This window comes from Roseibium aggregatum (assembly GCF_014692675.1).
GTDB classification, from domain to species: domain Bacteria; phylum Pseudomonadota; class Alphaproteobacteria; order Rhizobiales; family Stappiaceae; genus Roseibium; species Roseibium aggregatum_C.
This window is the reverse complement of sequence record NZ_JABFCZ010000041.1, coordinates 1-24477: the sequence shown is the minus strand read 5'-3', so window position 1 is coordinate 24477 and position 24477 is coordinate 1. Positions and strand designations below refer to the sequence as shown.

Annotated in this window: 20 protein-coding genes; 11 read left to right on the top strand and 9 right to left on the bottom strand. The window is 63.3% G+C overall.

Annotated features, from left to right (window positions below):
- Positions 1–334 precede the first annotated feature (334 nt).
- The 5 genes from HK439_RS24955 (at position 335) to HK439_RS24935 (ending at position 5112) form a co-directional block, all read left to right on the top strand.
- A complete protein-coding gene (locus HK439_RS24955) occupies positions 335–763 on the top strand; it encodes a YeeE/YedE family protein (protein ID WP_190294213.1) in 429 nt (142 codons plus the stop codon).
- Positions 764–766: 3 nt separating this feature from the next.
- On the top strand, positions 767–1210 hold the full coding sequence (locus HK439_RS24950) for a DUF6691 family protein (RefSeq protein ID WP_190294212.1): 444 nt from the start codon (positions 767–769) through the stop codon (positions 1208–1210).
- Between the two features lie 70 nt (positions 1211–1280).
- Entirely contained in the window at positions 1281–2174 is an 894-nt protein-coding gene (locus HK439_RS24945; RefSeq protein WP_190294211.1) for an MBL fold metallo-hydrolase, read from the top strand.
- Positions 2175–2217: 43 nt separating this feature from the next.
- Positions 2218–3909, top strand: coding sequence for a bifunctional protein tyrosine phosphatase family protein/NAD(P)/FAD-dependent oxidoreductase (locus HK439_RS24940; protein WP_190294210.1), 1692 nt, complete (start codon positions 2218–2220; stop codon positions 3907–3909).
- 117 nt (positions 3910–4026) lie between these two features.
- Positions 4027–5112 carry a hypothetical protein gene (locus HK439_RS24935; protein ID WP_190294209.1) on the top strand — a complete coding sequence of 362 codons (1086 nt, stop codon included), beginning with the start codon at positions 4027–4029 and terminating at the stop codon, positions 5110–5112.
- Here HK439_RS24935 and HK439_RS24930 read toward each other — a convergent pair.
- A complete protein-coding gene (locus tag HK439_RS24930; RefSeq protein ID WP_209012064.1) occupies positions 5090–5503 on the bottom strand; it encodes a hypothetical protein in 414 nt (137 codons plus the stop codon). The two genes, HK439_RS24935 and HK439_RS24930, sit on opposite strands and share 23 nt — an antisense overlap.
- Positions 5504–5842: 339 nt before the next feature.
- On the opposite strand from HK439_RS24930, the gene HK439_RS24925 reads away from it, so the two are divergent.
- Positions 5843–6352 (top strand): MmcB family DNA repair protein, encoded by a 510-nt coding sequence (locus HK439_RS24925; RefSeq protein ID WP_190294208.1) that lies wholly within the window; start codon positions 5843–5845, stop codon positions 6350–6352.
- On the opposite strand, the gene otsA is transcribed toward HK439_RS24925, so the two are convergent.
- The 8 genes from otsA to xylF form a co-directional block, all read right to left on the bottom strand.
- The gene (gene otsA, locus HK439_RS24920; protein ID WP_190294207.1) at positions 6349–7734 is read right to left on the bottom strand and encodes an alpha,alpha-trehalose-phosphate synthase (UDP-forming); all 1386 of its coding nucleotides are present in this window, start codon (positions 7732–7734) and stop codon (positions 6349–6351) included. The two genes, HK439_RS24925 and otsA, sit on opposite strands and share 4 nt — an antisense overlap.
- A 43-nt stretch (positions 7735–7777) precedes the next feature.
- On the bottom strand, positions 7778–9586 hold the full coding sequence (locus tag HK439_RS24915; protein ID WP_190294206.1) for a glycoside hydrolase family 15 protein: 1809 nt from the start codon (positions 9584–9586) through the stop codon (positions 7778–7780).
- 3 nt (positions 9587–9589) lie between these two features.
- Positions 9590–10327 (bottom strand): trehalose-phosphatase, encoded by a 738-nt coding sequence (gene otsB / locus HK439_RS24910; protein WP_190294205.1) that lies wholly within the window; start codon positions 10325–10327, stop codon positions 9590–9592.
- 149 nt (positions 10328–10476) lie between these two features.
- Entirely contained in the window at positions 10477–11796 is a 1320-nt protein-coding gene (gene xylA / locus HK439_RS24905; RefSeq protein ID WP_190294204.1) for a xylose isomerase, read from the bottom strand.
- Positions 11797–11810: 14 nt separating this feature from the next.
- Positions 11811–13262, bottom strand: coding sequence for a xylulokinase (xylB, locus tag HK439_RS24900; RefSeq protein ID WP_190294203.1), 1452 nt, complete (start codon positions 13260–13262; stop codon positions 11811–11813).
- A gap of 110 nt (positions 13263–13372) precedes the next feature.
- Complete coding sequence (locus HK439_RS24895; protein ID WP_190294214.1) at positions 13373–14140, bottom strand: ATP-binding cassette domain-containing protein; 768 nt, start codon at positions 14138–14140, stop codon at positions 13373–13375.
- Positions 14141–14166: 26 nt separating this feature from the next.
- Positions 14167–15462 carry a sugar ABC transporter permease gene (locus HK439_RS24890; RefSeq protein ID WP_190294202.1) on the bottom strand — a complete coding sequence of 432 codons (1296 nt, stop codon included), beginning with the start codon at positions 15460–15462 and terminating at the stop codon, positions 14167–14169.
- 126 nt (positions 15463–15588) lie between these two features.
- Positions 15589–16620: a D-xylose ABC transporter substrate-binding protein gene (gene xylF, locus HK439_RS24885; RefSeq protein ID WP_190294201.1), complete on the bottom strand. Its 1032-nt coding sequence runs from the start codon at positions 16618–16620 to the stop codon at positions 15589–15591.
- A 272-nt stretch (positions 16621–16892) separates the two neighbouring features.
- On the opposite strand from xylF, the gene HK439_RS24880 reads away from it, so the two are divergent.
- The 5 genes from HK439_RS24880 to preA all read left to right on the top strand — a co-directional run bounded on the left by HK439_RS24880 (position 16893) and on the right by preA (position 24164).
- Positions 16893–18149: an ROK family transcriptional regulator gene (locus tag HK439_RS24880; protein ID WP_190294200.1), complete on the top strand. Its 1257-nt coding sequence runs from the start codon at positions 16893–16895 to the stop codon at positions 18147–18149.
- Positions 18146–19564 carry a di-heme oxidoredictase family protein gene (locus tag HK439_RS24875; protein ID WP_190294199.1) on the top strand — a complete coding sequence of 473 codons (1419 nt, stop codon included), beginning with the start codon at positions 18146–18148 and terminating at the stop codon, positions 19562–19564. Before HK439_RS24880 ends, HK439_RS24875 begins: the two co-directional genes overlap by 4 nt.
- Positions 19561–21219 (top strand): CRTAC1 family protein, encoded by a 1659-nt coding sequence (locus HK439_RS24870; protein WP_190294198.1) that lies wholly within the window; start codon positions 19561–19563, stop codon positions 21217–21219. Before HK439_RS24875 ends, HK439_RS24870 begins: the two co-directional genes overlap by 4 nt.
- A 260-nt stretch (positions 21220–21479) precedes the next feature.
- Positions 21480–22832, top strand: a complete 1353-nt coding sequence (locus HK439_RS24865; protein WP_190294197.1) for an NAD(P)-dependent oxidoreductase — start codon at positions 21480–21482, stop codon at positions 22830–22832.
- Between the two features lie 21 nt (positions 22833–22853).
- The gene (preA, locus tag HK439_RS24860) at positions 22854–24164 is read left to right on the top strand and encodes an NAD-dependent dihydropyrimidine dehydrogenase subunit PreA (protein WP_190294196.1); all 1311 of its coding nucleotides are present in this window, start codon (positions 22854–22856) and stop codon (positions 24162–24164) included.
- Positions 24165–24477 lie beyond the last annotated feature (313 nt).

Below are 24477 nucleotides of genomic sequence, written 5' to 3'. Positions count from 1 at the left end.
CAGGCTGCACACGTTCTTGCCAAGATCAATTCCAAGTACAAAAATCGACATCGGTCCGTTCCTCTCTACCTCAAATACAGAGCAATCCTATCGGATCGCTCCGGAGAGGGGCGGGCCATCCCATAATCACATTAGCCAAATCGACCTTATCAGCATGGTCCGCATTCGACCGGAATACCAGCACCGACACGATTTGCGAGGGTAACCCTGCGTCGCCGGGAACCCGGCGCGTTTTCAAACTGCCGCAACGTACGACAAAGCGGGGAATCAGGCTTGAATCTTCCCGCAAGAAACCCCTATATTCGCTTTGTTGAATATAAGGACGGGCTCTCTCATGACTGAATTCACCCCCGTGCTGTCGCTGATCGGCGGCACGATCATCGGGCTGGCCACGGTGGCGCTCATGGCTTTTCACGGACGCATTGCCGGAATCAACGGCATTGTCAGCGGCCTCCTCGCACGGCCGGCAACGAGCGATTGGGCGTGGCGGGCCGCCTTCATCGCAGGCATGGTTGCAAGTCCTCTGGCCATCCTCCTTGCCACCGGGAAAATGCCGCAAATCACCGTTCCGGCCGAACCGGTCTTCCTCGTCATCGGCGGCTTCCTGGTCGGCATCGGCGCATCGCTCGGGTCCGGCTGCACCAGCGGCCATGGCGTTTGCGGCATGTCGCGCCTGTCGGTGCGCTCGATCGTCGCCACCCTGACCTTCATGGCAACCGGCCTGATCACGGTCTATGTCATGCGTCACGTGATCGGAGGCTGACCCATGCTGAAAATCCTTTCCGCATTCGCGATCGGGCTCGTGTTCGGCGTCGGCATTCTTCTGTCCGGCATGGCAGATCCGGCCAAGGTCCTGAACTTCTTCGATATCTTCGGCACCTGGGACCCAAGCCTGATCTTCGTCATGGGCGGTGCGCTGATCGTTGCCGCCATCGGTTACCGGTTCGTGTTCCGCATGCCCGCCCCGGTTCTTTCGTCCGTCTTTCACGTGCCGACCCGCAAGGACGTCGACATGAAACTCGTTGGCGGGTCCGCGGTTTTCGGCATCGGCTGGGGCCTGAGCGGTTTTTGTCCGGGCGGGCTTGTCCCGGCCCTCGGCCTCGGGGTTTCCGGACCGCTCATCACGGCAGCGGCAATCCTGGCCGGAATGATCAGCCTGCGCGTGGTCACCGGAATTCGTGTCCGCCAGACGGCAGCCTCTTCTACCTGACATCGGCCTGTCCGATAATAAACCACAACGGCCGGAACACCGGCCGCCATAACGCTCTAGGGAGACCAGAATGAGTACTGATGATTATCCGGTCGACATGTCGGTCAAACCCGACGTCAAAGCCTTCTTCGACCCGGCGACGAACACGATCAGCTATGTGGTCAAGGACCCTGCGAGCAGCGCCTGCGCCGTCGTCGACAGCGTGATGGACATCGACTATGCCGCCGGCCGGATCACCTATGATCATGCAGACGAGATCATCGCCTATATCGAGCAGAACGGTCTCAAGCTGGAATGGCTGATCGAGACCCATGTGCACGCGGATCACCTGTCTGCGGCGCCTTACATCCAGGGCAAGCTGGGCGGCCAGCTCGGCATCGGCGACAAGATCACCGTCGTTCAGGACACCTTCGGCAAGGTCTTCAACGAAGGCACCGAATTCCAGCGCGACGGCAGCCAGTTCGACCGGCTGTTTGCGGACGGCGACACCTACAAGATCGGCGGGATGACGGGTTTTGCCATGTACACGCCGGGCCACACTCCGGCCTGCATGGTGCATGTGATAGGCGCTGCGGCGTTCGTCGGCGACACGCTGTTCATGCCGGACGGCGGATCGGCCCGTGCCGACTTCCCCGGCGGCGATGCCGGCACGCTCTACGATTCCATCCAGAAGGTTCTGTCCCTGCCGGACGACATGCGCCTGTTCATGTGCCACGACTACGGTCCGAACGGCCGCGACATCAAGTGGGAAACCACCGTCGGCGACGAGAAGAAGCACAACATCCACGTCGGCGGCGGCAAGACCCGCGAGGAATTCATCAAGTTCCGAACCGAACGCGATGCCGAACTGGACATGCCGAAGCTGATCATTCCGTCGCTGCAGGTCAACATGCGCGCCGGCAAGTTGCCGCCGGCGGACGAAACCGGCAAGCGGTTCCTGAAAGTGCCCGTGAACGGGCTCTGAGAATACAAGCAAACCAACAATAACAGGGATGGGGGAGGTCCATATGGAACCCAGGGCGATTAACGAGCAACTGTCGGTCAGTCCGCAGATCGCGCCCAACGACGTGCATGAGCTTGCAATGCTCGGCTTCCGGTCGGTGATCTGCAATCGGCCGGATGGCGAAGGCGCCGATCAGCCGACGTTCGAGGAAGTCGAGGCGGCGGCGAAGAAAGCCGGGCTTGAGGCCCGCTACCTGCCGGTCGTCTCCGGCAAGGTGCGCGACGAAGACGCAAAAGCCTTCAAGGCCGCGTTCGATGAATTGCCGAAACCGGTCTTCGCCTATTGCCGGACGGGAACCCGCTCGGCGACCCTGTGGTCCCTGTCCCAGGCCGGCAGCCTGCCCGTTGCCGACATCCTGGCGAGCGCCAAGAAGGCCGGCTACGACATGGCCGGCGTGGTCCGGCGCATCGTCAACGGCGGCAGGACGCCGACCGAAACCGCCGAAGACGCGCGCTTCGACGTGGTCATCGTCGGCGGCGGAGCGGCAGGTATCTCGGTCGCCTCCAGCCTGGCGTCGCGCAAGCACGGCCTCAACATCGCCATCATCGATCCGGCCGACGTCCATTATTACCAGCCCGGCTGGACCATGGTGGGCGGCGGCATCTTCCAGGCGCCGGAAACCGCCAAGACGATGGCTTCGCTCATTCCCGCAGGCGTTCACTGGATCAAGTCGGCGGTCGCCGCTTTCGAACCGAAGGACAATGCGGTCGTCCTCGACGGCTGCCGGGTGGTCAAATACGACCGGCTGGTGGTGTGCCCGGGCCTGAAACTCGACTGGCACAAGGTCGACGGGCTTGTGGATACGCTCGGCCGCAACGGCGTGACCTCGAACTACCGCTACGACCTGGCGCCCTACACCTGGAAACTGGTGCAGAACATGAGAGAGGGCCGGGCGCTGTTCACCCAGCCGCCCATGCCAATCAAATGCGCCGGGGCGCCGCAGAAGGCGCTTTACCTGTCCGCCGATCACTGGACCCGGTCAGGCACCATCGGCAACATCGACATTCAGTTCATGAATGCCGGCGGCGTTCTGTTCGGGGTGAAGGACTATGTGCCTGCCCTGATGAAATACATCGAGCGCTACAACGCCAACCTGAACTACTTCCACAATCTGGTGGCCATCGACGGCCAGGCGAAAAAGGCCACCTTCGAGGTCACTGCGCCTGAAAAGGGGGAGCCGGAGAAGGACGCCCGCCGGGTGGAAGTCGAGTTCGACATGATCCACGTGACCCCGCCGCAGACGGCACCCGATTTCGTCCGGGTCTCGCCGCTGGCGGATGCGGCCGGCTGGGTCGACGTGGACCAGGCGACCCTGCGCCACAAAACGTTCGACAACATCTGGTCGCTCGGCGACGTGATGAACGCGCCGAACGCCAAGACGGCCGCGGCGGCCCGCAAGCAGGCGCCTGTGGTTGCCGAGAACATCGTCTCCGACATCGACGGCCACAGCGCGGTCGCCCAGTACGACGGCTACGGCTCCTGCCCGCTGACCGTGGAAAAGGGCAAGATCGTGCTCGCCGAGTTCGGCTACGGCGGCGCGCTCCTGCCGAGCTTCCCGCGCTGGCTGATCGACGGCACCAAGCCGAGCCACACCGCCTGGCTCCTCAAGGAGCGCATCCTGCCCCCGATCTACTGGAAGGCGATGCTGCGCGGCAAGGAATGGATGGCCAAACCGGAAAAGGTGACGGCGGCCTGATCCGCACCGATCTCTGTGCTTTCCGCGGGCCGGACGTCCGGCCCGCGCGCCCTGTTCAACAGGATGAGGGGTCCCGCACGCTTGCGGAAACAGCGGTTTGGCTCCAGTGTCCGCCAAATGACCGCCCCTTCTGAAACTGACCCTCGATACCGCCTGCAGCACCGGCTTGCCGCCGGCTCCGGCGACACGCTGGTGGTCGTGTTTTCACAGGTGCGGGTTCCGGCCGGAAAATTCGGCCTGGAGCGCCTGTTTGCCCGTACCCGGCATGCCTGCCTGTTTTTGAACGACACCGCAAACGGCTGGTATCTGGGGCTTGAGAGCGGCATCCAGTCGGCCGTCGACGAGGCGCTCACCCAAACCGGTGCAACCAGGGTCATCTATTACGGGTCGTCCATGGGCGGCTACGGCGCCCTGGTGACGGGGCTCACCCGCCGGGACGGTGCCATCCACGCCTTCGGCCCGGAACTCAGGGCCGGATATCCCGGCAGCCAGAGCCGGGACTACGGCACTGCCGCCGACGATCCGCGCCTGTTCGATTTTCAACAGGCCTCGCAAAGCTACGCCTTTCCCGTCCATCTTTATTTCGGCGTCTATGACCCGGTCGATGCCATCAATGCGGCCGCCGCGGCGCATTTGCTGCCGGAGGCGCAGCTCCATCTGCTGCGCTCGTGCCACGCGAGCCACGACCACCTCTACAGCCTCAATCTGATCCGCAGGATCATCACCACCTTCTCGCGCGATCCCGAAACGGAACTCGCCTCGAAAGGCCTGCTTGCAGCGGCGGACATGAAAGACCTTAAAGCTTTCGGCCTGTTGGCAGAACGGCTGGCGGCCGGGGAGGCGATCCGTCCGGACGATGTCACCGGCCTGACAGGATTTGCGGAAAATCCCGGCATGATCCGGCTCGCGGCGGAAGCCGCAGCGTCCTCGGGCGACTTTTCCGGGGCGATCGCCTTCCTCAGCCAGGCCGAAGATCTGGTGGAGACAGATGCCGTTCTCTGGACGCTGCCGAAGCGCTGGCGCAAGGAAATGCCGCTGCGCCGGGTCGAATGCCTGATTGCAAGCGGCGGCGCGCAGGACGCGCGGGATCTTCTTAAGCGCACCTGCGAAAGGTTCCCGGTCGATACCCGGATGGCGGACCTGGCCAAAGGTCTGGATGTTGTGCTGCCAGGCGGCGGCGTTACCGGCCGGCCTGCTGACTGAGGGGCTGCAGCAGCGGTATGATGGCGCGGCAAAACCGGAAATGAACCGGCGGACGCTCGCCGTCCTGAACGGAAATCTCGGAAGAACCGCGTTGGCTGATCGTGATCAGACCGAGCGTTTCGGCACCGCTCCACTGGCGGCAATTCATGGCGGCCCTCTGGGAATCCGTGCCTGCCTTTTCCGCGCCGTAGACCTGACAGATCTCTTCCGGTGTCTCCATCAGGCTGCGGAAAATCGCGATCACCGCACCCGGCCTGCCCCGGTCGACGGTGGTCAGGCCGTCACAGTCACTTTTTTCCCGCGTCCAGACCCCTTGCGCGAAACCGGCAAATGTCAGATCGAGAATCCGGCCTTCCAGGATCGGCGACGCCCGCTGGACAGCAACCTGCATATCCCCCTTTGCCGCATGAGCGCAGAGCACTGCAGCCGCGAGGGCAGAAACCCCAAGGCAAAAGACGGCAACCGTCCGGATGAGCACCTAGCAGCCTCCTATGCCAAAGCTCATATGAAGTTCCGGATAACCTAGTGGCGATCCGAGCGTCACGGCAATGCACAAGCTGGTTAAATGACGAATTCTTGAGAATGACCGTGACATTTGCATCACGCAGGACGCCGTTGCCTCCAGAAAATTGCCAAATTTATTAGCAAAACCCGGAAAATCCGACCGCTCGCATTAGGAACTTTACGTCTCGGCCTTGATCAAATCGAACAAATGAGGAACATTCCCTGTATGAATGAGGAAACCGGTCCACGCGCCAACCGCATCCTGCTCGACGATCCGTTAACGGACGGGCGGCAGTCTGAGACGGCCTTGAAAGTCTGGCGCGGGACGGCACGGCTGCTGCGGATCATGGACTACGCCTGTCTGCCGGAAGTCACGCTCGCCTCCGGGCGGCGCGCCGACCTGCTCGCGCTCGGCCCCAAACAGGAACTCTGGATCATCGAGGTGAAGTCTTCCATTGCCGATTTCAGGGCCGATACCAAGTGGCCCGATTACCGTCAGCATTGCGACCGGCTGTTTTTCGCCACCCATCCGGATGTGCCGCTCGACATCTTCCCGGAAGACGCCGGGCTGATCCTGTCGGACGGGTTCGGCGCGGAAATCATTCGTGAGGCGCCGGAGCACAAGGTTGCGTCCGCCACCCGAAAGGCCGTCACCCTGCGCTTTGCCAGAAACGCCGCCCAGCGGCTGCACGACCTGAGCGACCCGGACGGCAAGCGGTTCTACCGGGGGATCTAACGCCCGTTGCGCTTGATGGCCTGAACATCGGCCATGATCTTGCCCGACCAGGCCACCGCATCGTTCGCGCACAGGCGGTCGAACATGGCCTGCCAGCGATCGCGCCGTTCTTCCAGGGGCATGGTGATCGCGGTCTGCAGGGCGGCTGCGACCTCTTCCGCCGAATGCGGATTGACGATCATCGCTTCCTGCATTTCCTCGGCAGCGCCTGCAAAGCGGGACAGGACGAGAACGCCCGGATCTTCGGCGCGCTGAGCCGCGACATATTCCTTGGCGACCAGGTTCATTCCGTCGCGCAGGGGCGTGACCAGGCCGACGCGGCTTGCCCGGTAGATGCCGGCAAGCGCCCGGCGCGGGAAGGACCTGGTCATGAACCGGATCGGCGTCCAGTCGAGTTCTGCGAACTTGCCGTTCACATGGCCGGTCAGTTCATCCAGTTCGCGGCGAATGTCGATATAGGCGTCGAGTTCCGCGCGCGACGGCGGCGCGACCTGCATCAGGGACACGCGCCCGCGGTTTTCCGGATAGTCTTCCAGCAGGCGCTCGAACGCCTTGAACCGTTCCGGCAGGCCCTTTGAATAGTCGATCCGGTCGACCCCGATGATCTGCTGGCGGCCGCCCAGCAGCTTTTCCAGCCGTGAGATATTGCGCCGCGCATCCGGCGACATGGCGAATTTGGAAAAGGCTTCGGCATCGATGCCGATCGGGTAGGCGCGTGCAATCACTTCACGGCTGCCGACCTTCATCCGGCCGTCCCCCAGATCGACCCCGCCGAGTTCCTCACGGACGAAACGGCGGAAATTGCTTGCATCCCGTCTGGTCTGGAAGCCGATCAGGTCATAGGCGAGCATGGCGCGGACGATGGATCCGGCATTGGGCAGGGCCGCCAGGATTTCCGGCGCAGGAAAAGGGATATGCAGGAAAAACGCGATCGGGTTGGTCACCTCCATCACCCTGAGATTGGAGGCCATGGTCAGGAAATGGTAGTCGTGGACCCAGACGATGTCGTCCGGCTTGAGCATCGGCCTGAGCCGGGTCGCGAACCGGTCGTTGACATGGCGGTAGCCCTGTTCGAAGCGCCGGTCGAAATCCGCCAGGTCGAGCCGGTAATGCAGGACCGGCCACAAGGTGCGGTTGGCATAACCGGCATAGAAGGCATCGTAGTCGGCCTGGGTCATGTCGACCTGCACCATCTGGACCGATTTCGATTTTTGCGTCTGCAACTGGCCGAAGGTGCCTTCTTCAGAAACCTCGCCGCTCCAGCCGAACCAGATGCCGCCGGTTTTCGTCAGCGCATCGACGAGAGCCACGGCCAGTCCGCCGGCCCGTCCGGTATCCTTCAGCGGTCCCACGCGGTTCGATACGACGACGAGCCGTCCCATTTGGTCCTCCAGTTTGTTCGTTCCACTCCGCCGGAAAGGCGGATCAGGTGACGCTTTCCCAACCAGCGCTCAGACGCATCGCCCCGTTGATGATGCCGACCATCGAATAGGTTTGCGGGAAATTGCCCCACAATTCGCCTGTCGCGGGCGTCGTGTCCTCCGACAACAGTCCGACATGGTTCCGGCAGGAGAGCATCGTCTCGTAGATTTCGCGCGCCTCATCCTTGCGGCCGATCCGCGCAAGCGCGTCAATGTACCAGAAAGTGCAGATGTTGAAGGCATTTTCCGGCGCGCCGAAATCGTCGGCGGCATGATAGCGGAACAGATGATTGCCGTGGCGCAGGTTCGCGCCGATCTTGTCGACCGTGGCGATGAACCTCGGATCGTTGGCAGGCAGAAAGCCGACCTCCGCCATCAGCAGCAGTCCCGCATCGAGATCGGAGCCTTCGAAACTTTCCACGAAGGCGCCGCGCTCCTTGTTCCAGCCGCGTTCGCAAATGGCCTGATGGATGGTCCTGGCGCGGTCGTGCCAATAGGCCGTTCGTTCCTCCAGCCCGAAGCGGTGGGCAATCTTGCCCAGCCGGTCGCAGGCCGCCCAGCACATGAGCGCCGACGACGTGTGCACCCTTGCGCGCGTGCGCAGTTCCCACATGCCGGCATCCGGCTGGTCGTACATGGCGAAGGCGCGTTCGCCCACCTGTTCCAGCCGCCGGAAATCCTCCAGGCCCGGCTGGTGCAGCAGACGCTTGTCGAAATAGGCTTGTGCCGCCCCGAGCACGATGTTGCCGTAGACATCATGCTGGAAATGCTCATAGGCCTGGTTGCCGATCCGCACCGGACCGTTGCCCCGATAGCCGGGAAGATCGACGAATTCCTCGACCAGCTTTTCTTCCAGGCCGATGCCGAACAGCGGCTGGACATGACCGCCGTTGGTGACCGCCGCGATATTGTTCAGATAGCGCAGGTAGTTTTCCATCGTCTCCATTTCGGAGAGGGAATTCAGCGCGCGGATCACGAAAAAGGCATCGCGCAGCCAGCAGTAGCGGTAGTCCCAGTTGCGTTCGGTGTTGTCGGCTTCGGGAATGGAGGTGGTCGCCGCCGCAATGATCGCGCCGGTTTCCTCATAGGTGCACAGCTTCAGCGTGATCGCCGCCCGGATGACCGCTTCCTGGTATTCCAGCGGCAGCCCGAGCCGGCGCGTCCAGCGGCGCCAGTACCGTTCCGTGTTTTCCTCGAAATCCCGGCACAGCCATTCCGGATGCTCGGTCAGCGATTCGTCGGGGCCGAGATAGAACGACAACGGGCCGTCGACCAGGAACGGCGTTTCCTCGCGGATATAGGTGACGGAGGCATTGGTGGTCATGCGCAGGGTCGTACCATCGCCGACCCAGCGGATATGATTGGAGCCGAAGGTCATGTCGGGCACGCGCTTGCCCCAGGCAAACCGCGGTCGGCAGCGAACCTTGATGCGCGGATGGCCCGACAGCGGCCGGACACGGCGCACGATGCTGTTGGGACGGAACGTGCGGCCCTTGCGGGTAAAACGCGGGGCGAAGTCGGTGATTTCGATGGCATTGCCCTGGCCGTCGAACAGGCGTGTCTTCACGATCGCGGTGTTGGGCACATATTCCTGTTCGGACCGGACCGCGCCGTTCAGCTCGATGGTGAATTCGCCGTCGCCCTCTTCGCCGCGGGTGCCGAGAAGACTGTGAAACACCGGGTCGCCGTCGAACCGCGGCAGGCAGCACCAGACCACCGACCCCATCCTGTCGATCAGTCCCGCAAAGGAACAGTTGCCGATCATTGCCAGATCGAGCGAGGGAGAAAGTCTTACAGGCGGTGTCCAAACCATCGCTCAGGTCTCCGTGACTGTCGTTCTACCTGCTAGCCAGTCATGCACCGCGGCCACGTCGCTCAGCCGATAGCGCGCGCAGGTTTCGCCGTCGCCCACCTTGATGCCGATCCCGCCGGCGTCCTGGGCGGCCGCTATGCCGTCTTCATCGGTTACATCATCACCGATAAAGATAGGCTTACGGCCTTTGAACGGCTCATGTTCGAGAAAGGAGCGGACCGCACTGCCCTTGTCGCTGGCGAAAGGCTTGACCTCGACCACCATTTTGCCCCGGATGATATGAAGGGCCGGAAGCGCCTCGAGGGCTTCGCTCACGAGCCTGACCACCGCCTCTTCCATGGCCGGAACGGACCGGTAGTGAAGGGCGACCGTGGCGCCCTTGTCTTCCAGAAAAACCCCTTTTTCCAGGAGCCCGGAATTGCGCACGACGCCTTTCAGAGCCCGGATTTCCGGACCGGGTTTCGTCCGCACGATATCGGCATCGACGGTATGGCGGTGTTCCAGCCCGTGAAGTCCGGCGGCGGGAAGGTGCAGGGGCGCAAGAAACCTGTCGATCTGGGAAATCGGCCGGCCCGAGACAACGGCCAGGGCTCCCTTGAGGCGATCCTGCAGGCGGGAAAGGGCGACGATGAGGTCATCCGACACCCGGACATCTTCCGGACGCGGTGCCAAATCGACCAGTGTCCCGTCGAAATCGAGAAAGAGAGCCTCATTCGGCCCGATCGGCGGCAATTCCTTCATGTCTCCTTCTTAGGTGGAGAGCATGGCGGTGAAAAGGTGACGCTGCCGATTTTCGGCGCAAACCGAGCACAAACTTGTGGCAGACGGGCTTTAGGCGGGTCACGGCCGATAAAAAGCCGTGCGCACAAGGCCATGCGCACGGCGGATTTTCAGACGTAGAGATTGACCAGGCTTTCCAGGTATTCCTGGCGGCCGGATTTCGGCTGCGGCTCCAGACTGTCTCCGTGAACCCGCTCCGCCAGTGCTTCCAGCGAGCTTTCGCCCTTCAGGATCGCGGCGTTTTCCGGCTTGTCCCAGCCGGCATAGCGGCTGTCGACATGGGCCTTCAGACGACCGTCTTCCAGCATCCGGGCAGCCGCTTTCAGCCCACGCGCAATCGCGTCTGCAGAACCCACATGGGCCTGGATCAGATCGACCGGATCGATCGACTGGCGGCGCAGCTTGGCGTCGAAGTTGGTGCCGCCGGTGGTAAAGCCGCCCGCCTTGAGGGTCTCGTAATAGGCGAGCGCCAGTTCCGGAACGTTCATGGCGAACTGGTCCGTGTCCCAGCCGGACTGGTAGTCGTTCCGGTTCATGTCGACGGAGCCGAAGATGCCGAGCGCACCGGCAAGCGCCAGCTCGTGCTCGAAGGAATGGCCGGCGAGGATCGCGTGCCCCTGCTCGATATTGACCTTCACCTCGTTCTCCAGGCCATAGCGCTTGAGAAAACCGAAGACGGTGGCGACGTCGTAGTCGTACTGGTGCTTGGTCGGCTCCTGCGGCTTGGGTTCGATCAGGATCGTGCCGGTAAAGCCGATCTTGTGCTTGTAGTCGACGACCATGGACAGGAAGCGGCCGAGCTGATCCAGCTCGCGGGAGAGATCGGTGTTGAGCAGGGTTTCATAGCCTTCGCGGCCGCCCCACAGCACGTAGTTCTCGCCCTTCAGCCTGTGGGTGGCGTCCATGACGTTCTTCACCTGCGCAGCGGCATAGGCGAAGACGTCCGGGTCCGGATTGGTCGCGGCGCCGCCCATGTAGCGCCGGTTGGAGAAGAGGTTCGCCGTGCCCCACAGCAGCTTCATGCCGGACGCCGCCATCTTGTCTTCGAAGATGTCGGCAATGGCGTTCACGTTGGCGTTGCTTTCGGCCAGCGTCGCCCCTTCCGGCGCAATGTCGCGGTCGTGGAAGGTGAAAAACGGCATGTCGAGGATCTCGAACATCTCGAAGGCGACATCGGCCTTCAGGCGCGCCTGCGCCATCGGGTCGCCGTCCGCCGCCATCCAGGCGCGTTGAAAGGTATCCCCGCCGAAGGGATCGGTGCCCGGCCAGCAGAAGCTGTGCCAGTAGCAGACGGCGAGGCGCAGATGGTCTTCCATGCGCTTGCCGAGAACCACTTCATCCTTGTTGTAGAAGCGGTAGCCGAGCGGATCGGTGCTTTCGGGGCCGGTGTAACGGATCGGTTCGAGATCGCCGAAAAATCCGGTGCTCATTTTCAATCTACTCCTTAAAAGCCAGCCTGCTTCAAAGCAGGGTAAAGGGACCGCCAACGCTGGTAGGCTTCCCGGTAATCGTCCTGAATGTCGTGCCGGGGCTCGATCTGCAGGTGCATGGGCGGCGGTGTGAACACGCCGCTCGTCCTTCCTTCCGCCGCCGCCTGGCCGAGGCGGGCCGCGCCCAGGGAGGCGCCGAAATCGCCGTCGGCGGGCACGTCGATGATCACGTCCAGAAGGGTGGCGATGATTTCCAGCCACACGGTCGAGCGCGAGCCGCCGCCGACCGCGGTGACGCGGCTGACCTTTGTCCCCGCCGCGCTCAGGGCCTCCATGCAGTCCTTCAGGGCAAAGGCGACGCCGTCGAGCACCGCGTGGGTCAGCGCGCATTTGTCGGTCTCGTGGCCGACCCCGACAAAGCCTGCCCGGATCTTGACGTCGTTATGGGGCGTGCGCTCGCCGCCGAGATAGGGCAGGAACATCACGTCGGACGGACCGGACACAGCGCCCAGCGCCCCGATCAGGCTCTCCGGTTCCTCGCCTAAGGTCCGGGCCAGCCAGTTCAGGCTGTCGGTCGCCGACAGGATCACGCCCATCTGGTGCCAGGTGTCGGGAACGGCATGGCAGAAGGCATGGACGGCGCTTTCCACGTTGGGCGAGAACCGGTCGTTGGTGACGAAGAGGACGCCCGACGTTCCAAGCGAGACAAAGGCCGAGCCGGGTTCGACCGCGCCGACGCCGCAGGCGGACGCGGCATTGTCGCCCCCGCCACCGGCCACGACCGGGGCCGAGGCCATGCCCCAGCGGTCGCAGAGCGCCTTGCGCAATTGCCCGGAACTTTCCGAGCCCTCAACCAGCCGCGGCATGTGTTCCCGCGAAAGACCGGTGGCCGCCAGCAGGTCGTCCGACCAGTCGCGGGCGGCCACATCGAGCCACAAGGTACCGGCGCTGTCGGACATGTCGCCGACATGATCGCCGGTCAGCTTGAGGCGAACGTAGTCCTTCGGCAGCAGAACCTTCGCCACCTTCGCGAAGATATCCGGCTCGTTCTCGCGCACCCACTGCAGCTTGGGCGCGGTGAAGCCGGGCATGACCCGGTTGCCGCCGAGGGTCAGAAATTTGGGCTCGATCCGCTCCAGCTCCTCGCATTGTTTCGCGGACCGGCCGTCGTTCCACAGGATGCAGGGGCGAAGCGGGCGGTCGTCGGCACCCAGCAGCGTGGCCCCGTGCATGTGACCGGAAAGGCCGATGCCGCGGACCCCGGCTATTTCGGCCGGAAACCGGGCGGCCAGGTCGTCCATCACCGTCTCGCAGGCGGTCCACCAGCTGCCCGGATCCTGTTCGGACCAGGACGGATGCGGCCGCTCCACGCTCAGGCCGGAGGTGGCCGAGCCGATATGCGACTGGTTTTCATCCAGCAGGACGGCCTTGACCGAACTTGTTCCAATGTCGAGACCGACAAACATGAGGGACGCACCTCAAAGAAAGGCAAAAGAGAACCGCGCCGACCGGAAAGCCGGCACGATGGAGGGAATTATCACCGGCGATTCCTTTCGGAAACCGCCGTGACCTGATTTCAGGCGGCAGCAATCTCCGGATTGATCGCACCCGGTCCGGGGATCGCGCCCGGGGGACATTTCCCGAGAATGATCATTCCCAGAAGGTCGTCCTCGGTCACCTGATCGATCTTCACGGTCCCAACCACCTTGCCGTTTTTCATGACAGCGGCGCGATCGCAGGTCTGCATCACCGAGTGAATGTCATGGTCGATCAGGAAGATGCCCAGGCCCTGCTTCTTCAGCTCGTGGATCAGTTCCGTCACCATGGCGGTTTCCTGCACCCCGAGGGCGGCGGTCGGCTCGTCCATGATCAGGATGCGGGCGTTGAAATAGACCGCCCTGGCGATGGCGACCGACTGGCGCTGCCCGCCCGACAGCGCCTTCACCGGCGCCTTGAACTTCCTGAAGTTCGGGTTGAGCCGGCCCATGATCTTGCGGGTTTCGGCTTCCATGGCATCGTCGTCGACGAAGCCGAGCGGCGTGACCAGCTCGCGGCCGAGGAACAGATTGGACGCCGCATCGAGATTGTCCGCCAGAGCCAGGGTCTGGTAGATGGTCTCGATGTTGTACTTGCGGGCATCGCGCGGACTGTGAATTTGAACGCGATCGCCGTTGATGCGGATCTCGCCGCTGTCGGCCCTGTAGGCGCCGGAGAGGCACTTGATCAGGGTGGACTTGCCGGCGCCGTTGTGGCCGAGCAGACCGACCACTTCGCCGGGGTAGAGGTCCACGGAGGCGTGATCGACCGCATGCACACCGCCGAAGGCGATGCTGATTTCCTTCATTTCAACAAGGGGAGTTGTCATTTCGATCAGTCTCCCGTGCGTTTGCGGTAGATGATGTCGACGAGAACGGCGACGACCAGAACGATGCCGACCACGATGTTCTGCAGCGGGGCATCGACGCCGACCATGGCCATGCCCGACTGCAGCGACTGCATGATCAGGGCACCCAGAATGGCGCCGTAGATCGTGCCGATACCGCCGGAAAGGGCCGTGCCGCCAATGACGGCCGCCGCGATCACGCGCAGCTCGTCCAGCGTGCCGATATCGTTGGAATGGAACGTCTGGCGCGAGGAGGCGACGATTGCCGAAATCGCGCAGAGAACGCCCATGATGGCAAACACCTTGACCGTCAGGAACCGGGTGTTGATGCCCGACAGTTCCGCCGCATCCGGGTTGCCGCCGGTGGCGAAAATATAGCGGCCCAGCCGGGTGCGCTGCGCGATCAGCGTCATGACGACGGCGACCGCGATCAGCAGCAGAACCGAGACGGGAAGTCCGTAGGCCGCCGTGTAGCCGGCAGGCATGGTTTCGTCGTTCGCCTCGAACATGCGCTCAAGGCGCGGGCCGGGAATTTCATAGGAATTCAGGATGGCCACGAAGCCGAGGATCGCCACCGTGATGATGGCGCCGATCACGAACTCGGCCCAGACCGGCTTGACCGGAAATTCATGCTTGATCTTGGCGCGTCTCGACTGCCAGAGGACGTAAAAGGCCGCCAGAACCGCAAGACCACCGACGACCCAGCTTGCCGTTGCGCCCAGCGTTCCGTTGATGCCGCCGAACAGCTGGAAATTTTCATCGAGCGGACCGATCGTCTGGCCGTTGGTCACGTACCAGGCGACGTTGCGCCAGACCAGAAGACCGCCCAGGGTCACGATAAAGGCCGGAATGCCGAGATAGCCGATCATCCAGCCGTTGAAGATGCCGATGACTAGACCCGTCGCCAGGCCGACAGCCATCGCGATCGGCGCGGTTGCCGGATGATTGAGGCCCAGGCCCAGCCATTCCGGCGTCACGATCGTCTGTGTCATCGCCATCATTGCCGAACAGGTCGCCAGCAACGAGCCGACCGACAGGTCGATGTTGCGCGTCACGATGACGAACACCATGCCCGTCGCCATGATCGCGACCGAGACGGTCTGGATCGACAGGTTGAAGATGTTCCGGGGCGTCAGGAACCGGCCGTCGGTGACGAAATTGAACACCAGGCACAACACGATGAAGGCGCCGATCATCCCCAAAAGGCGCGTATCGAGCTGAAGGGCGGAAAAGAAGCTGCGTGCAGCCGGGGCCTTGGGCCCGGACACGGCGGTATCGGACATCGGTTTCCTCCCACTTGGAGACCAGCCGCTCAGTCGCCGGGGCGTCCATCCCCATCGGCGTGCGTAATACAATCAAACCACGTTCGCGCCCCGGCGGAAAGCCGGAGCGCGGTTCGTTCGATGCGATCAGTTGCAGGGAGCCGGGCCGTTGGTCACGCCCTGGCAGAGCTCGTCCTTGGTGATCCAGCCCGCATCCACCACGACATTGAGGTTGTCCTTGGTGATCGGAACCGGCTTCAGGAAGCGCGCCGTCAGCTCCGTGCCGGCAGGCGAGGTCCAGCCGCCCGCACCGTCGACTTCCGACATTTTCTTGCCGCTGGCCAGTTCTACGGCGATTTCGCCGGCGGCCTTGCCGAGTTCACGGGCGTCCTTCCACACGGAAACGGTCTGTGTGCCCTTGGCGACGCGGTTCAGGGCGGCGTGGTCGCCGTCCTGGCCGGACACCGGAATGCCTTCCATGCCCTGCGCGGTGAGAGCCGCAACAACACCGCCGGCGGTGCCGTCATTGGAGGCGACAACCGCATCGACCTTGTTGTCGTTGGCGGTCAGGATCTGTTCCATGTTGCGCTGAGCGTTCGCCGGCAGCCAGCCGTCGGTATAGGCTTCGCCCACGATCTTGATCTTGCCGCTGTCGATGGCCGGCTGCAGGACTTCCTGCTGGCCGCCGCGCAGAAAGTCTGCGTTCGGATCGGTCGGCGAGCCCTTGATCATGACGTAGTTGCCTTCCGGCGCGACCTTGTAGACCGCGCGGGCCTGCATGCGTCCGACTTCCACGTTGTCGAAGGTCAGATAGAAGGCGCGCGGATCCTCGATCAGGCGGTCGTAACCGACCACCGGAATGCCTTCGTCAGCGGCAGCCTGAACGGCCGGGCCGATCGCCTGGGAATCCTGGGCGAGAATGATCAGCGCGTTGGCGCCCTGGGCGATCAGCGCTTCGACATCCGAAAGCTGCTTGGCAGAAGACGACTGCGCATCAGCGGAAATGTACTTGGCACCGGCGGCTTCAAGAGCGCCCTTGATGGCGGCTTCGTCGGTCTTCCAGCGTTCTTCCTGGAAGTTGGACCAGCTCACGCCGACAACGATATCGGCGGCATGTGCAGCAGAAATTGCACTGGCGGACATAAGTGCGCCAACCAAAAGAATGTTTATCTTACGCATCGCGGTGTTTCCTCCGTCGGGCACGGCCTCAATTCATGCCGGCCATGCCGCTTCACATCCCATAAAGCGAGGTTCCCGCCGGGAGGCGGAAACGCGGGCGACGTCTGATAATTATTTTTTTGACGTCCGAAAAAAAGTTGCTCCAAAGCGCCGCTCCTGTCAACATGGTTTTGCAAAACATTGTTCTGCGCCGCAAAATTGGCGAGACTGCGCAAAACAAGACCGGACAAACCGGCAGAAGAGGAAACACGTCAGGGAAGAGCTGTCAGCGAATGACACGGAAAGCGGACCGGGATCAGATCCGGCGACAAAATCGAAGCATCATCCTGAAGGCGCTGCGCCGGCAGGGGCCGATTGCGCGGATCGATCTGGGCCAGATTACGCACTTGAGCCCGGCGACGGTCACCGCGATCACCTCGGACCTGCTCGCCCAGGGGCTGATCGAAGGCATCGAAAGCGAAGAGCCGAAGGCGCCCCAGTCCCGCGGCCGGCCCCGGTCGCTGCTGCGGATCAATCCGGATGCAGCCTGCGTGGTCGCGATCCGGCTTTCGGTCAACGCGATCGACATGTCGCTGGCGAATTTCGCCGGCGAGACCTTCCTGAACAAGCGCGTTCCCTTCGACAGCGCATCGGCGGATGCGGCAAGCTTTCCCATGCTTCTGATCGAAACCATCGAAACCTTTGTCGGGGAAGCCGCGGTTCAACCCGACAGCATCCGTGAAATCGGTGTGGCAGCCCAGGGCGTTGTCGACAAAGGCTCGGGCATGGTGGTCTGGAGCCCCGCCTTTGCCGGGCGCAACATTCCCATCGTTGCCCCGCTGACCAAGGCTTTCGATGCGGAATGCATCCTGTCCAACGACACCAACATGATCACCGAAGCGCTGCACTGGATCGACCCGGCGCGCTACAGCGACACCTTCGCGGTGGTCATGCTCGACTACGGCGTCGGCATGGGCCTTTATCTCGATAATCGCCTGTTCGAAGGCGCAAACGGCATGGCGGCGGAATTCGGCCATTCCAACCATATTCCCGGCGGGGCTCTGTGCCGCTGCGGGAAACGGGGCTGCATGGAGGCCTATCTGTCCGACTACGCGCTGGTGCGGGCCGCCACCCATCTGCCGGAAACCACCGATCCGAAGGAAATCAATGCCGGCGTGGCCGGGCTGGCCGCGCTGATCGCGCGCGCCGACCAGGGGGACAACGATGCCCTGACCGCCTTTGCAAGCGCCGGCCGTGTCCTCGGCTACGGGCTGGCCCGCCTGCTCGCCATTCTCGATCCGAAACGCATCGTCCTGACCGGTGCCGCCATGCGGGCCTTCCGGTTCATGGAAGCCAGCATGTACCGGGGGCTGGAAGAGGCGCTGGTCGAGGATCTGAGGCAGAATTACGAGATCGACGTGATGCCCTGGAACGAGGACTTCATCCGCCGGGGCCTCGTCGCCCAGGCCATGGACCGTCTCGACAAGGATTATCTCGGCACCGAAACCCGCAAGATCGCCTCTCCCCGAAACAGGGGGGCAGCGGCATGAAACGGCGGCTGGCAGCGCTGATCCTTCTTTCCGGCGTCTGGCCGGTGCAGGGATCTGCTGCCGATGCCATGCCGCCCTGGTCGGAACGGGGCATTACCGGGGATCTCGATTTCGACGCGCTTGCGAACGCCGACACGGATCCTCTGCCTGAACTGGTGGCGCTCGGCGAAAAGCTGTTCAAGGCGAAATTCGTCGCCGAGGACGGCGCGGGCCGTCCGGAGGCGACGCAGGCGATCGTTCCGACCAAGCGGCGCCGTCCTTCCGCCCTTGCCTTTCAGCGCATGGCCGGACCGGATGCCAATTCCTGCGCGTCCTGTCACAACGAACCGGGGATCGGGGGTTCCGGCGCCTTTACCGCCAATGTCTTCGTCTCAGAGGGCTTTGAAAGCGCGGATTTCGATTCCATCGATCCGCAGTTTTCCAACGAACGCGGCACGGTCGCCCTGGAAGGGGCCGGCCTGATCGAACTGCTCGGCCGGGAAATGACGGCAGACCTGCGGGCCCAGCGCCATGCCGCCCTTCAAAAGGCCCGGGAAACGAAGACACCGGTAACGGTCTCGCTTGAAACCAAGGGCGTCGGTTTCGGCAAGCTGAGGGCGGAACCGGACGGGTCTCTCGATGTGTCCGGGCTGGAGGGGATCGACGACGACCTGACCCTGCGCCCCTTCGGCCAGAAGGGCGTTTTCGCGTCGCTCCGCCAGTTCACCGTCAACGCCATGAACGACCATCACGGCATCGAGGCGCAGGAGCGGTTCGGCAAGACCTGGACCGGAACCGACGATTTCGACGGCGACGGGGTGACAGACGAGATGAGCATCGGCCAGGTGTCCGCCCTTGTCGCCTGGCAGGCGACCCGTCCTGCGCCCGGGCGGATGACGGATCTGCCTGCGGACTGGCAAAAGGCGGCCACCCGCGGCGAGAGCCTGTTTTCGGAGATCGGCTGCACCGAGTGCCACCGGCCGTCCCTGCCGCTTGAAAGCCTGCGTTTCGAGGACCCGTCGCCGTTCGAGGGTGCCGGCACCTTGCGCCGCGCGGATGTGGCAAAGCCCATTGTTCTCGATCTCGCTGAACTGGACTGGGTCAAGGCGCTGCCGAGAGACGACAAGGGCCGGGTCCTGGTGCCTCTTTTCGGCGACCTGAAGCGGCACAAGATCACCGATGCGTCCCGCGACACCCTCGGCAACGAACTGCTCAGCCAGCGCTTCGTCGCCCGCGACGTGTTCATGACGTCGGAACTCTGGGGCGTCGGCACCACCGCGCCCTACGGCCACCGGGGCGATCTCACCACTCTCAACGAGGTGATCGAGGCCCATGGCGGCGAAGCGGCGGAGGCGACCAGGGCCTATACGGCGCTTGAGGAGACGGACCGGCAATCGGTGATCGCCTTCCTGCGCAGCCTGGAGATCCCCGAATGAGCCGGTATGCGATCCGTTTTATCCTGACGCTCACCGCGCTCGCGCTTCCTGCGGCAGCCCTGGCAGAAGACGCGCCGCGCCCGGTGTCGTCGGCGCCTGTACCGCATTTTGTCGAAGAGGCCGCAAAGGCCGGAATCGAGCACACGTATGACGGCGCCTGGGAGTTCTTTGTCGGCGGCGGCGTGGCCATCTTCGACTGCAACGGCGACCGGAGGCCGGACATGTTCCTCGCCGGCGGCAAGAACCCGGCGCAGCTCTACGAAAACCGGAGCCCGACCGGCGGCGCGCTCGCCTTCAAGGCACGCGACATCGGTCTGACGGACCGCCAGGTCACTAGGGTGCTCGGCGCCTATCCGCTCGATTTCGACAATGACGGCATCGTCGACCTCGCCGTCCTGCGCCTCGGCGAAAACCTCCTGCTCAAGGGCAAGGGCGACTGCCGTTTCGAGGAGGCCAATCGGGCGCTCGCCTTTGACGGCGGACGGGAATGGACGACCGGCTTTTCCGCTGTCTGGGAACAGGGGCAGACCTATCCGACCCTCGCCTTTGGCAATTATGTCGACCGGTCGAAACCCGGCTCGCCGTGGGGGACGTGCCACGACAATTTCCTGTTCCGGCCGGACGGAACAGACAAGCTGCGCTACGACGAAGCCACCCGCCTCACGCCCGGTTATTGCGCCCTGTCGATGCTGTTCACCGACTGGAACCGGTCGGGCGAGCCCTCCTTGCGGATTTCCAACGACCGCCAGTATTACCGCGGCGGCGAGGAGCAGCTCTGGGCCGTTCCGCCCGGACGGCCGCCGCGGGCCTATCGCCGCGCCGACGGCTGGCGACATCTGAAAATCTGGGGCATGGGCATTGCCTCCATCGATCTCAACGACGACGGCTATCCGGAATATGCGCTGACCAGCATGGGCGACACCAAGTTGCAGACGCTGGATGCGGAAGCCGACGAAACCGTGCCTGTCTACCGCGATATCGCCTTCGACCGGGGCGCGACCGCGCACCGGCCCTATACGGGCGATGACCTCAGGCCCTCGACCGGCTGGCATTCGGAATTCCAGGACGTCAACAACGACACGCTCTGGGACCTGTTCATCGCCAAGGGCAACGTGGAGGCCATGCCGGATTTCGCCGCCTTCGACCCGGATGATCTGCTGCTCGGCCAGTGGGACGAGAAATTCGTCGAAGTGGGCGACACCGCCGGGATCGCGCTCAACCGGCGCGGCCGGGGCGCGGGACTTGCCGATTTCAACATGGACGGCCTTCTGGATCTGGTCGTGGTCAACCGGGCCGGGCCGGTCAGCCTGTTCAGAAATGTCGGCGCCGGCACGGCCGAACAGCCACGGCCCCTTGGCAACTGGCTGGCGGTCGAGATCCGGCAGGAGAGACATCAGCCGAATCGCTACGGCGTCGGCGCGAAAATCAGCGTGAAAATCGGCAACCGCAGCGTCGTGCGCGATGTTCAGATCGGCGCCGGCCACGCCTCGGGCCAGCTCGGCTTCGTCCATTTCGGGCTCGGTGTCTCGGAACGGGCCCAGGTCCGCATCCGCTGGCCGGACGGCGACTGGAGCCACGCCTACCGGGTTTTCGCCAATTCCCACGTGATCATCGAGCGCGGCGCGGATAAGGCGCGGCTCTGGTATCCGGAATAGAAACCGGCCGGTTTTGGTCGCCGGCGACAGTCGGAACTGCCCGTTTGGCGCGCCTGCCTCACTTTTTTGCATATGCTCAAAATTGCGATAAGCAATTGAAATATAGCATCGTTATTTCCTGAGTTTTTATATCATATTTTCAAGGGCTTGGAAAATATTTGACTATTTGTTCAAATTTTTTTCCAATGTCCCATGACAGCCTCTTCACGCAATGAAAGAGGCGGCAAATTGAACGATCGCCACTCCTTCCGGAGATCAGAATGACCGAGACTACTACCGCGCCAGACGTCGCCGCGGGGCGACTGTCAAAGGACGCACTGGACAAGAACTTTTGCGACCTGCACCCGCTGCTCGATCCGCATGAAGCCCAGGTCGAGGCGGACCGTTGTTACTTCTGTTACGACGCGCCGTGCATGAACGCCTGCCCGACCAGCATCGACATCCCGCAATTCATCCGCCAGATCTCGACCGGCAATCCGACCGGATCCGCGAAGACGATCTTCGAGCAGAACATTCTCGGCGGCATGTGCGCCCGCGTCTGTCCGACCGAAACCCTGTGCGAGCAGGTCTGCGTGCGCAACGACGCGGAAGGCAAGCCGGTGAAGATCGGCGAACTGCAGCGCTATGCCACCGACCACTTCATGGCCGCCCACGAGGCAACGCCGTTCACGCGGGGCGAACCCACCGGCAAAAGGATCGCCGTCGTCGGCGCCGGCCCGGCGGGGCTCTCCTGCGCCCACCGGCTCGCCGTCCACGGACATGACGTGACCCTGTTCGACGCCCGGCCGAAACTCGGCGGGCTCAACGAATACGGCATCGCCTCCTACAAGTCGGTCGACAATTTCGCCGCCCGTGAAGTCAATTTCATCCTGTGCATCGGCGGCATCAGCGTGGAAACCGGCAAGCGCCTCGGCGACAATCTCAGCCTGACGGCGCTGCAGGCAGACTACGATGCGGTCTTTCTCGGCATCGGCCTTGGCGGCGTGAATGCGCTTGGCCTTGACGGCGAGGACAAGGACGGCGTGCTTGACGCGGTCGACTATATCGCCGACCTGCGCCAGGCCGACGACCTTGGCAAGCTTCCGGTCGGTCGCCGGATCGTCGTGATCGGGGGCGGCATGACCGCCGTCGACATCGCCGTCCAGACCAAGCTTCTGGGTGCGGAAGACGTTACCATCGCCTACCGCCGCGGCCAGGACCGGATGAATGCCAGCGAATACGAGCAGCATCTGGCGCAGACCAACGGGGTCAAGATCATGACCTGGGTCCGGCCGAACGCGCTTCTGGGCGCGAACGGTCATGTCACCGGGATCGCCCTGGAAAAGACCGAACAGGCCGAAGACGGCTCCCTGAAGGGCACGGGCGAGGTCATCGCGCTGCCGGCCGACATGGTGTTCAAGGCCGTCGGCCAGACGCTGGTTCAGGCCGACCTGGAGAGCGCCACGCCCATGATCAGGAACGGCCGGATCGTCGCCGACGAGCACCGCAAGACGTCCCTGGACCGGGTCTGGGCCGGCGGCGACTGCATTCTCGGCGGCGAGGACCTGACGGTCGCGGCCGTGGAAGACGGCAAGATCGCCGCCGAAGCGATCCACCGCGCCCTTTCCGCTTAAGTTCTTTTTGGAGATCCCGTCATGGTTGATCTGAGATCCGAATTCGTTGGCATCAAGTCGCCAAACCCGTTCTGGCTGGCCTCCGCGCCGCCGACCGACAAGGAATACAACGTCGTCCGCGCCTTCAAGGCCGGCTGGGGCGGCGTCGTTTGGAAAACGCTCGGCGATGGCGACCCGATCGTCAACGTCAACGGCCCGCGCTACGGCGCCGTTCACGGCAGGGACCGGCAGCTCATCGGCCTGAACAACATCGAGCTGATCACCGACCGGCCGCTGGAGGTGAACCTCCAGGAAATCAAGCGCGTCAAGCGCGACTGGAAGGACCGGGCGCTGGTCGTCTCGCTCATGGTGCCTTGCGAGGAGGAAAACTGGGCGGCGATCCTGAAACAGGTCGAGGACACGGAAGCCGACGGCGTCGAACTCAACTTCGGCTGCCCGCACGGCATGAGCGAACGCGGCATGGGCTCCGCGGTCGGCCAGGTCCCGGAATACATCGAGATGGTCACCCGCTGGTGCAAGAAGCACACGCGCATGCCGGTGATCGTCAAGCTGACGCCGAACATCACCGACATCCGCAAGCCGGCCCAGGCGGCCAAGGACGGCGGCGCGGACGCGGTGTCGCTGATCAACACGATCAACTCCATCGTCTCCGTCGATCTGGATAACATGTGCCCGAGCCCGGTCATCGACGGCAAGGGCGCCCACGGCGGCTATTGCGGCCCGGCGGTGAAGCCGATCGCGCTGAACATGGTCGCAGAAATCGCCCGCGATCCGGCGCTTGCCGGCCTGCCGATCTCCGGCATCGGCGGCGTAACCACCTGGCGCGACGCGGCCGAGTTCATGGCGCTTGGCGCCGGCAACGTCCAGGTCTGCACCGCGGCGATGACCTATGGCTTCAAGGTCGTGGAAGACATGATCGAGGGCCTGAAGGACTGGATGGACACCGCCGGTTATTCTTCCGTTTCGGAAGTTGTCGGCCGCGCGGTGCCGAACTGCTCCGACTGGCAGCATCTCAACCTCAACTACATCGCCAAGGCGAAGATCGATCAGGACCTTTGCATAAAGTGCGGCCGCTGCCACATCGCCTGCGAGGACACCTCGCACCAGGCGATCACCAGCATGGTCGACGGCGTGCGCAAGTTCGAGGTGATGGACGACGAATGCGTCGGCTGTAACCTGTGCGTCAACGTCTGCCCGGTGGACAACTGCATCACCATGGAACCCATGGCCGCAGGCAGCACCGACCCGCGCACGGGCAAGACCGTCGATCCGAACTACGCCAACTGGACGACCCATCCGAACAATCCGATGGCCGTCGAGGCTGCCGAATAACCTCCCGAAAGACCGGCTTCGGACCAGTGTCTGAGGCCACCTCCCGCCCTTCTCCCCCCAAACGGGGAGGAGGGCTTTTTCCTGTCCATCCGGACGTTTGCGCTGCGGTCGCCCGGCCGTACAGTCACCGACGGTCGCCCGAATAAAAAGGGCGCCCAAACAAAAAGGGCGCTCAGAAGAGCGCCCTCAGACTGCTGACAAACCCCTGGCGTTAGCCGGGGGTTTTTGATTCACTGTTTTGATGTTGAAGAAACCCGGTCCGGATCAGACAGCGCTTGAGATGGTCACACTCGACCAGCTTGTTCCCGCCGAT

What these genes read in the sequence shown, in the direction of transcription:
- xylF (WP_190294201.1), bottom strand. Translation starts at nt 16,620, where the DNA reads ATGCGTAAGATAAACATTCTTTTGGTTGGCGCACTTATGTCCGCCAGT.
- HK439_RS24930 (WP_209012064.1), bottom strand. Translation starts at nt 5,503, where the DNA reads ATGCAGGTTGCTGTCCAGCGGGCGTCGCCGATCCTGGAAGGCCGGATT.
- HK439_RS24955 (WP_190294213.1), top strand. Translation starts at nt 335, where the DNA reads ATGACTGAATTCACCCCCGTGCTGTCGCTGATCGGCGGCACGATCATC.
- otsA (WP_190294207.1), bottom strand. Translation starts at nt 7,734, where the DNA reads ATGGGACGGCTCGTCGTCGTATCGAACCGCGTGGGACCGCTGAAGGAT.
- HK439_RS24925 (WP_190294208.1), top strand. Translation starts at nt 5,843, where the DNA reads ATGAATGAGGAAACCGGTCCACGCGCCAACCGCATCCTGCTCGACGAT.
- xylB (WP_190294203.1), bottom strand. Translation starts at nt 13,262, where the DNA reads ATGTTTGTCGGTCTCGACATTGGAACAAGTTCGGTCAAGGCCGTCCTG.
- HK439_RS24875 (WP_190294199.1), top strand. Translation starts at nt 18,146, where the DNA reads ATGAAACGGCGGCTGGCAGCGCTGATCCTTCTTTCCGGCGTCTGGCCG.
- xylA (WP_190294204.1), bottom strand. Translation starts at nt 11,796, where the DNA reads ATGAGCACCGGATTTTTCGGCGATCTCGAACCGATCCGTTACACCGGC.
- HK439_RS24950 (WP_190294212.1), top strand. Translation starts at nt 767, where the DNA reads ATGCTGAAAATCCTTTCCGCATTCGCGATCGGGCTCGTGTTCGGCGTC.
- HK439_RS24890 (WP_190294202.1), bottom strand. Translation starts at nt 15,462, where the DNA reads ATGTCCGATACCGCCGTGTCCGGGCCCAAGGCCCCGGCTGCACGCAGC.
- HK439_RS24945 (WP_190294211.1), top strand. Translation starts at nt 1,281, where the DNA reads ATGAGTACTGATGATTATCCGGTCGACATGTCGGTCAAACCCGACGTC.
- HK439_RS24915 (WP_190294206.1), bottom strand. Translation starts at nt 9,586, where the DNA reads ATGGTTTGGACACCGCCTGTAAGACTTTCTCCCTCGCTCGATCTGGCA.
- HK439_RS24940 (WP_190294210.1), top strand. Translation starts at nt 2,218, where the DNA reads ATGGAACCCAGGGCGATTAACGAGCAACTGTCGGTCAGTCCGCAGATC.
- HK439_RS24935 (WP_190294209.1), top strand. Translation starts at nt 4,027, where the DNA reads ATGACCGCCCCTTCTGAAACTGACCCTCGATACCGCCTGCAGCACCGG.
- otsB (WP_190294205.1), bottom strand. Translation starts at nt 10,327, where the DNA reads ATGAAGGAATTGCCGCCGATCGGGCCGAATGAGGCTCTCTTTCTCGAT.
- HK439_RS24870 (WP_190294198.1), top strand. Translation starts at nt 19,561, where the DNA reads ATGAGCCGGTATGCGATCCGTTTTATCCTGACGCTCACCGCGCTCGCG.
- HK439_RS24880 (WP_190294200.1), top strand. Translation starts at nt 16,893, where the DNA reads ATGACACGGAAAGCGGACCGGGATCAGATCCGGCGACAAAATCGAAGC.
- HK439_RS24865 (WP_190294197.1), top strand. Translation starts at nt 21,480, where the DNA reads ATGACCGAGACTACTACCGCGCCAGACGTCGCCGCGGGGCGACTGTCA.
- preA (WP_190294196.1), top strand. Translation starts at nt 22,854, where the DNA reads ATGGTTGATCTGAGATCCGAATTCGTTGGCATCAAGTCGCCAAACCCG.
- HK439_RS24895 (WP_190294214.1), bottom strand. Translation starts at nt 14,140, where the DNA reads ATGAAGGAAATCAGCATCGCCTTCGGCGGTGTGCATGCGGTCGATCAC.